Raw genomic sequence first — 8313 nt, 5'->3', positions numbered from 1 at the left:
AGGTTGCGAAGCTCGGCGGATACTTGGCGCGAAGTCATGATCCCCCTCCCGGAAATATCGTGATGTGGAGAGGGTGGCGGCGCCTCCTGGATATGTCGGTGGGCTATAATCTCGCTATCAAAGATGTGGGTAATTGAAAGGGATGTGCCTGGAGAGCCAGGCGCTGAGGCGACCCGATGCAGCCCATGATCCCGACCGGAAGGTCCTGACAGCTGTCACCAAGCAATGCTCCTGAGAGGGGGCGCCCGCGCCGAGCGGCTCCAGCGCCATCCTGGCCGATGGCGCTGGCATGCTGTACAGGGGAGGATTATCCGCTCATCAGCCGTTGCTGGCTGTCGGGCGAACGACGATGTCGCTTACATTGACATCCTCGGGCTGGCTGATGGCGTATCGGACGGCCCGGGCAATCGCATCCGGCTGCAGTGCGATCTGGCGGAACGTGCGCATGGCCTCGGCTGCGACCGGGTCCGTGATGGTGTCGGCAAGCTCGCTTTCAACAACGCCAGGGTAGATGCAGGTCACACGAATCCTGTCATTTTCCTGCCGCAGTCCCTCGGAGATCGCATGCACGGCATATTTGGTGGCGCAGTAGACAGCAGCCGTCGGAAATACCGAAAGAGCCCCGATGGAGGCGATGTTGATAATGTGTCCGCTGCCGCGCTCCGTCATTTCGGGCAGAACAGAGGCGATGCCGTAGAGGAGGCCTTTGATGTTCACATCGATCATCCGGTCCCATTCCTCGACCTTCAGCGCTGCCATGGGCGAGAGCGGCATGATGCCTGCATTGTTGACGATCACATCGATACGGCCATAGGCCTTGCATGCGGCATCGGCAAAGGCGCCTGCATCTAGACGCTTGGTGACATCGAGCCGGCACGAAATCGCCTCGCCGCCCTTGGCTCTGATCTCCCCGGCAAGTGCTTCCAGCCGGTCAGTGCGGCGTGCACCGAGCACCAGCTTTGCGCCCGCCCCGCCAAGTTCGCGTGCAATGGCGGCGCCGATGCCGCTCGATGCGCCGGTAATGAGGACCACCTTGTTGTCGGGCATGGTCATCTCCTTCGTCTGCGTTGTTCAAAGCCGCCGATTGCGGCGAGCAGACGGTAGAGCCGCTGGATTGTTGTGATAAGAATGCCATTGGTTCACACTCTGGCAAGAAAAACTAATCAATGGGTCCCGATCTCAATTCGCTGTTCGTTTTCACAATTGTGGCTGAGAAGCGCAGCTTTCGGGCAGCTGCGGATCGCCTGGGCGTCACCCGCTCGGCAATCAGCCAGACGGTCCGCCGGCTCGAGGAAGGGGTGGGGATCGCCCTCATCCGACGGACGACGCGAAGCGTCAGCCTGACGGAGGCGGGCGAGCGTCTCCTTGTTGAGATCGCACCTGCCATTGCGGATATCCGGGCGGCGCTGGAGACGACCGCCAGTCTTGGCGAGCACCCAAGCGGACAGCTGCGGCTTGCCGTCTCTTCGATCGCCGAGAGTTTTCTTGCAGGGCCGCTGCTTGCAAGCTTTGCTCTGGAGAATCCCAAGGTCCAGCTGGATGTCACGGTCACTGACGATGCCATTGACATCGTTGCCGAGGGGTACGACGCCGGGGTGCGACTGGGCGAGGTCATCGAGCAGGACATGATCGCAATGCCGATTGCCGGCGATGAGCGCCAGATTGCGGTCTGTGCGCCGATCTACAGCGATCGCTTTGGCGTTCCATCGCATCCGAGAGACCTGGCTGCTCACCGCTGCATCGGTTGGCGTCCCGCGGCCGATGCCGCACCCTATCGCTGGGAATTCGCAGAGCATGGCCAGGATTTCAGTGTAGCGGTCGCCCCTGAAATCACGACCAATGACATGGCCCTGATGATCAAGCTCGCCGTGGCCGGGGCCGGCATCACGTTTGGAATGGAGAAAAGTTTCCAGCCCTGGCTCGAGCGGGGCGAGCTTATGCCGCTGCTGGAGGCCTATTGCCCGTTCTTTGCCGGCTTTTATCTCTACTATCCAAGCCGCCGCAGTATGGCTCCCAAACTGCGCGCGCTCATCGAGCATCTTCAGCGCTTCAGAGAGCATCGGTCAGACAGAAGGCAGTGCTGACCACATCGCCTTTCATGCGGCTCCGGCTCTCACTCTCGCGCAGCCCTTGCCCAAACACTGTCCAGGCCTCCTACGCGCCGTGGGCCGCTATGGGCTCCAACTCCAGGGCGGTGGTATCGGCGAGTGCGGAGGCGGTCTGCTCTATGCCTCGCTCAGAGGCAAAAATATCCGGCAAACCAGCCCGTCCTCCTGATAGTCGATATTGGCACTGGCACCTGTCACCGGCGATAAGGCCTGTTTGATCAGTCTTGTTCCAAAACCGGATGTTGCCGGCTTTGAAATCCGGGGGCCGCCGCGCTCGCGCCAGTGAAGCGCCAGCGCTTCTCCCTGCTTCTCCCAACAAATATTAACCGTTCCGCCGTGAACTGAAAGGCTGCCGTATTTCATGGCATTGGTGGCGAGCTCATGAATGACCAGCGTAAACGAGATGACAGTTCTGCCCGGCAGCATGATCTGCGGGCCGTCCATTTGGCTGGCGTGTCCAAAATCGCCAAGGCCGTCCAGTATCCTTTCCAACACCTTGCGAAGCGGCGCTGCTTCCCACTTTTCCTGTAACAGCAAGTCGTGGCTGATGGACAAAGAGCGCAGGCGCTTGGAAAATGCCTTGTAGGCGGTTGCAGTGCCCCCCTCAGCTTGGAAGGTCTGGTGGGCAATCGCCTGGATCACGGAAAAGCTGTTCTTCATGCGATGACCGAGCTCAGCGAGCAGGAGTTTCTGAAATTTCTCTGCCCTCTTGCGCTCGCTGATATCGCGTATCATGGCTGTCGTGCCGACAACCCTGCCCTGGGCGTCGCACAACGGCGCCAACGCCAGGCTAATCGGTATGTCTGAATTGTCCTGCCGCCTGCCAACTGATTCAACTCTAACCGTTTTGCCATGGCAGGCATCGGCCAATGCCCCTTCAATTTCATGAGCATGGCCATCTGAAACGAGAAGGTTTACAGACTGTCCAATCGCCTCATTACTCTGCCATCCAAACAAAAGCTGAGCTGCTGGATTCCATGTTTCGATAATTCCGTCAGGCGTGCAACTGATGATGGCATCCTGAGACGAGCTTACGATCGATGCGAGCTGTGCGTTGTTGCGTTCGGCCTGCTTGCGGTCGGTCACGTCCCGAAAGAAGATCGCAAGGCCTTCTGCAGCCGGATAGGCGCGCACTTCCAGCCACGCATGTCGGCCATCCGGCCAATGATAGATCTGCTCGACTGTCCCGGGCTTGCGCTCCTGCATCACCCGCTTGTACAGGCGCCCAAAGTCCAAGTGTTCGGATCCGGGCCACTGATCCCAGATGAGCGTACCGACGAGTTCTTGCTTCAGGCGCTGGTTGAGGCGCAGAGCGTGGGTATTGATATCGATGATCCGATAATCATGGCCGATCAGAAGAAACGCTTCATTCATGTTCCGCAGGACGCTTCTTGCCCGGCCACGTTCCTGGCGCAGTGCTTCCTCGGCTGTGACTTTCTGGGTAATGTCAACGCAAATGCAGACCATACCCTGAACCTTCCCCGCCTCATCCCGGATAGCCGAAATACTGTTGCGGACCCAGACGAGCCTGCCATCAGGCCTGACGTACCGTTTCTTCAGACTGAAGTACTGGCCGTTGGCTGCAGCTTCGCGAAAAAGAAAGATGTTGTGGGGCAGGTCTTCTACGAACGTGATGTCATGCATCCGAAGAGTAAGTAACTCTTCGCGTGTTCGCCCGGTGATTTCGCAATAGCGCTTGTTTACTTCCGTGAAACGCCCCTCGCTGTCTGTTTCGGCAAAGCCCGCCACGGATTGGTCGAAGAAGGCTTTGTTCTGAGCATCCCGCGTTGGACGCAGAGCCTGGTCGATACGCCGGACTGCCGCCCCATTACTCGACCCGATCCAGTGGGTCACCCGGCCGTCGGCGAAAACGAGAGGCCATACGTAAGCCACGAGAATCCTCGGATGCCCGTCCAAATCTATCAGCGGGAGGACAAACTCAAATGGCTCTGTCGACGAGGTAAGTTGCCGCCAACGAGCGAGGATGTCCGAAAAAGTGGCGGGATCGAGCAGTTTGCGCCACCGATAGCCCTCTATGCCGCCACCGCCCGAGATATCCGGCGCAAGCTGGACCTGGCTGGACCAGACTATAAACCCGTCCGGTCGGGCGATCCAGGCGAAGCTCTGCTTCTGAGTTGCGTTAAGCGATAGTTTCAGGCCGTTGCCATCCTCGAGAATCGGAGCAAGCATGACTTAATCTCCAAACCACATCAGCCAAAACCGAATAATGGAGTCGGCAGCCAGAAGGGTATTCAGGTCAAAAGCATACACGACCGGTATGAGCAGGCGGCCTGGCATTGTCCGGATAACAATGCGCCGCTAAACAGCTAGCTTGAAATAATATTTCTAATATAGTAGCGTCGGCAGGGACTATATTTAATTATATTGTCCTAGTCTAGGCACATTTGAACAGGCCTACCCACGGCCTAGGTCTCTTGGTGCTTCGAACCCGGCGGAGACGATTTTACGGTGCCAAGCGGGGCCTGACCGGCTCTTCCGCTTGGCTCGCATCTCGCTTTAAGACCGTCAGAACTTGCCCACCACATTAAGGAACCAGCCCCGATCGTTTAGCGTGAGATCGCGCAGATCATCGGAGAAGGAGCCGAAATTGTAGCCGACGCCCACCTTTAGGTTGTCGCCCACATGCCGGTAGAGGGCGGTGAGCAGGCCGTAGTCGGTGGTCGCGGCTTCCGGCATGTGCATCACCCGGCCCTCCACCAGCCAGTCCCACTTCTTCACGACATGAAAGTCGGCGCGCAGAACGCCGAGATGGGCGGAGTTCTTTTCCCACGGGCCGAAGTCTTCCGAGCCGCCCATCACCCGCGCCCGCGTCTGGCTGAAGCGCGCGCCGTACTTCGCGCCGAGGGAAATCCACTGATTCAGGTCATAGATAAAATCGGCCGAGACGATGTGACTGCGCTGGGCCGCACCAAATTCGCCGCCGTAGGCCGAATCCTGTCCGGTCGCGGGCAGGTCGTAAAGCCAGGTGTAACGGAACAGGGCGTTCAGCCTGTCATTATCCACCGGACGATAGGCGAACCCGGCGGAGGCCTCCACATATTCGCCATCGTAGAACGCGCCGTCGGTCTTGTCGGAGAGCACCGTGTCCACATTGGCAAGGAGGCGCCAGTCCTCATGGGTCCGCACCATGACCCCTGTGGTCAGCAGATAGGTGTTCCGATCGCGGGTGTTGTCGTCCGACTCCTCGAAGCGCGCCTCGAGGCGCGTCAGTACGCTAAGGCCGCGTTCCTCATCATTGTGCCGCACGGCGAGCGTGACTGCCCGGCGCTTGAAGTCGGAGCGCTCGAGCCCGGTCGTCGGATCGAGGGTGCGATCGCGCACGAAGCCGGCCTCCATCCCGGCGTCGAAAACCCACTTAGGCGCGGGCGTGTAGGTGACGCCATAGGTCTGGGTGAGGGTGCGCTGCCGCCCGAACATGTCGTAGCTGTTCTCATTGTAGGCGGCGATGGTCTCGCCCAGCTTCCGCTTGAGCCCGCCCACGATCGCGCCCCGATCGCGCCCGGCCAGATCGTAGGTGCGGTCGAGGTCGTAGGCCCGGTCCGGGTCGAGCCTGTAGCCGATGTAATAGTTGTCGTCGGCGGCCGGCTGATAATTGGCGGATGCAAGCGCCCCCAGCCCGGTGTCGCCGTAGGAGACCTCGCCTGAGAGCTTTACCTTCTCGGTCACTGGCACAGTGGCGCCGACGCCGGCCCGATCGTTGCCGACGATGTCGCTGTCGCGGTCGACCGTCACCTGGCCGAACACGTAGGTGCTGGCATCGCGGGCGGTCAGGTACTCCAGCCGAGCGCCCAGATCGACGCGGGAGCCGTTGTAGCCGGACTTGCCCGACTGCGCGGCCAGCAGGGAGCGGCTCTCGTAGAAGGTGGTGCCGAGCGAGACGGTCCAGGGATCAGCGAAATTCCAGCTGAGGCTGGTGCTGCCTTCGCGCTGCACGCTGCTGGCGTCGTCCTTGAACGAGTCATAAGCATAGCCGAGCCTGACGCGACCGCCCAACGGCACATTGCCCTTCACGCCCCACACCGTCTGGTCGGCATGGATCTGCTCAGCGATGGTGGAGAAGCCCGCCTCGCGCTTCTCCAGGTAGCCGCTCATGGTACCGGTGGCCAGATCCTCGCTGATGTCGGCCAGATCCAGCTGGCCGCGCAGACGCCAGGCCGTGGCGGCGTCCGCGCGCGTGCCCGATGTGGCGATGTCGCTGGAGTTGAGGCCGCCGTCCCACGAGCGGGACAGGCCGAAGCCCGGCCCTTTGGAGCGGGCGACTTCGCCCTCGAGGAAGCTGGTCTCGCTGAGACGCAGCTGCGCATCGAAGCCGTAGAGCTGCTGGTCCGCCTCTCCGGTCTTCTCGTTCATGCCAGTCATGCCAAGGCGCAGGTTCTCGGTCAGCCAGCCAGAGGCGCGGCCGCCATAGATGTAGCCGTCCAGCTCGCCGGCCTTGGGCACATATTCATATTGGGCGATGACGAACACGTTGTTCCCGCCCAGCGCGCCGTTGCGCACCGGGCCGCTGGCCGCGGTGGCGGAGTTGACCGGCTGGGTCAGGATCAGCATGCCCTGCATGTAATCGAAGCTGTAGTCGACGCCATACATGAGCGTGCGCCGCTCGGTCACCCGCCCGCTGATGTTGTCGCGGATTTCAATGGTGATGGTTTCCGAGCCGAGTGTGATGTCCTGGCGCTTCAGGAAGAATGCCGAGCCGCCCGTTGCTGCGAACTCGTCGCGCTGAGGCAGGGTCTCGGGCTGCGCCCCATAGACGGTGACCTCGGCGCGGCTTTCACCGAACGCGGTCGTCTCCTCCGAGCGATAGACGCCCTGGCCACCGTAAAGGCCGCGGTCCGCGCGCAGAAACTCCGTGCCGGTGATGGCGGACTTGTAGCTGCCCCACATGGCATGGCTGGCGCCGTTCTCCGCCTTGACGAAAAACTTTCCGGCCGTCGGCGCGTCCTCGATCAGGGTCGAGTCATCGCCATAGACCGGATAATGATCGTCCGGGTCCATGCGCCGCAGTAGATAGCGCGGGCTCTGGCTGTCGAGGCCCTTGAAGATCTTGCCGATGGAGCGTTCGGTGGTGTCCGCTGCCGCGGTCAGGATGGTCTCGCCCTTCAGCTTACCCTTGGCATAGAAGGCGAGGCGGCCGGTGCCCCAGACGTCGTCATAGTCGCCCGAGCGCACCAGATCGATGTCGTCATCGCCCGACCGCTTGCCGACGGTGAAGTCGGCCAGGCCCGTATAGAACCACTCCTCCTTCGGCACGTCGATGCGACGATTAAGGACGAGGCTGTCGCCGTCCGCTTCGGAGGTAACGGCCACATCCACCTCGTGCGCGCCAGGCGGCAGCAGGCGCTGCATTACGAACGCGCCCCGGGCATCGACGGGAACCTTCTCGCCCAGCAGGGTGACGGTGTGCCCCTCCGGCACCTGGCGGCCCGCCACGGTGACCGCGCCGCCCTTCAACGGAATGTTGCGGATAGCTGTTCGGTCCTCGCTCGCGCCAGGCGTTACGACGAGAGGTCCCTCCTCGTCGGTAGCCACCGCACTCCTGTCGGTTCGCTGCAACGCTAAAGGCTCGGTCTCGTCATATCGGCCCTTGGCGTCATAAACGCGCAGCACATAGGTCAGGGCATCGTTCTCCGGCATGGCGTCGTCCGGCATCTCCCATGCCGCCACCCCGTTGGGCACGGCAGGAATGACCGCCAGCGGCCGCTCCCCTCTTTCCTCGCCTGCGCGGTGCACGCGGATCTCGGCGTGTTCGATGAAGGCCGGATAGTTGGCGCTCGTCAGGAACTGGACCGTCTCGCCGGGCTTGAAGCGGCGGCGCAGGTCAGCCGTCGAAACGTTCAGCAGCGGCCGCACGTCAAGGCCGTCGAACTTCAGCTGAATGTCCACATTGCCAAGTCCGCTCTCGGCCAGCGGGTGCCGGTCCGCCCCGCCTTCGCTCACCGAGAGAGCAAATGGCGCCGCCTGGGTGGCAACAGGCGCCTCCAGCGTCGGCGCGGCGGCGATGTCCTGGGCCAGCGTAGGGGCGGGGAGAAACACCCAGGCTGCGCTGGCCAGCAGAACGGACGCGACGCGACGGGACAGGGGGCGGGACTGCGGGGTCCGGTGAAGGATCGTGCTCATTGGCCGGCCTCCACGCGGGTCTCGATGGTGAGAGGATAGGATGCGCCGCTTGTATGCCATCGGCGTT

Annotated in this window: 4 protein-coding genes; 1 reads left to right on the top strand and 3 read right to left on the bottom strand. The window is 61.7% G+C overall.

The window, feature by feature from the left end; genetic code table 11:
• Positions 1-318 precede the first annotated feature (318 nt).
• On the bottom strand, positions 319-1053 hold the full coding sequence (locus VIG90_RS07860) for an SDR family oxidoreductase (RefSeq protein WP_331592937.1): 735 nt from the start codon (positions 1051-1053) through the stop codon (positions 319-321).
• Positions 1054-1166: 113 nt separating this feature from the next.
• On the opposite strand from VIG90_RS07860, the gene VIG90_RS07855 reads away from it, so the two are divergent.
• Positions 1167-2084 carry a LysR family transcriptional regulator gene (locus VIG90_RS07855; protein WP_331592936.1) on the top strand — a complete coding sequence of 306 codons (918 nt, stop codon included), beginning with the start codon at positions 1167-1169 and terminating at the stop codon, positions 2082-2084.
• Positions 2085-2225: 141 nt separating this feature from the next.
• Here the strand turns inward: VIG90_RS07855 and VIG90_RS07850 are convergent, their stop codons facing one another.
• Entirely contained in the window at positions 2226-4298 is a 2073-nt protein-coding gene (locus tag VIG90_RS07850; RefSeq protein ID WP_331592935.1) for a PAS domain S-box protein, read from the bottom strand.
• A gap of 336 nt (positions 4299-4634) precedes the next feature.
• Complete coding sequence (locus VIG90_RS07845; RefSeq protein ID WP_331592934.1) at positions 4635-8246, bottom strand: hypothetical protein; 3612 nt, start codon at positions 8244-8246, stop codon at positions 4635-4637.
• Positions 8247-8313 lie beyond the last annotated feature (67 nt).

Origin of the sequence: Pedomonas sp. (genome assembly GCF_036515995.1) — a bacterium.
Taxonomy (GTDB): domain Bacteria; phylum Pseudomonadota; class Alphaproteobacteria; order Sphingomonadales; family Sphingomonadaceae; genus Pedomonas.
This window is presented reverse-complemented; position numbering and strand designations above follow the sequence as displayed.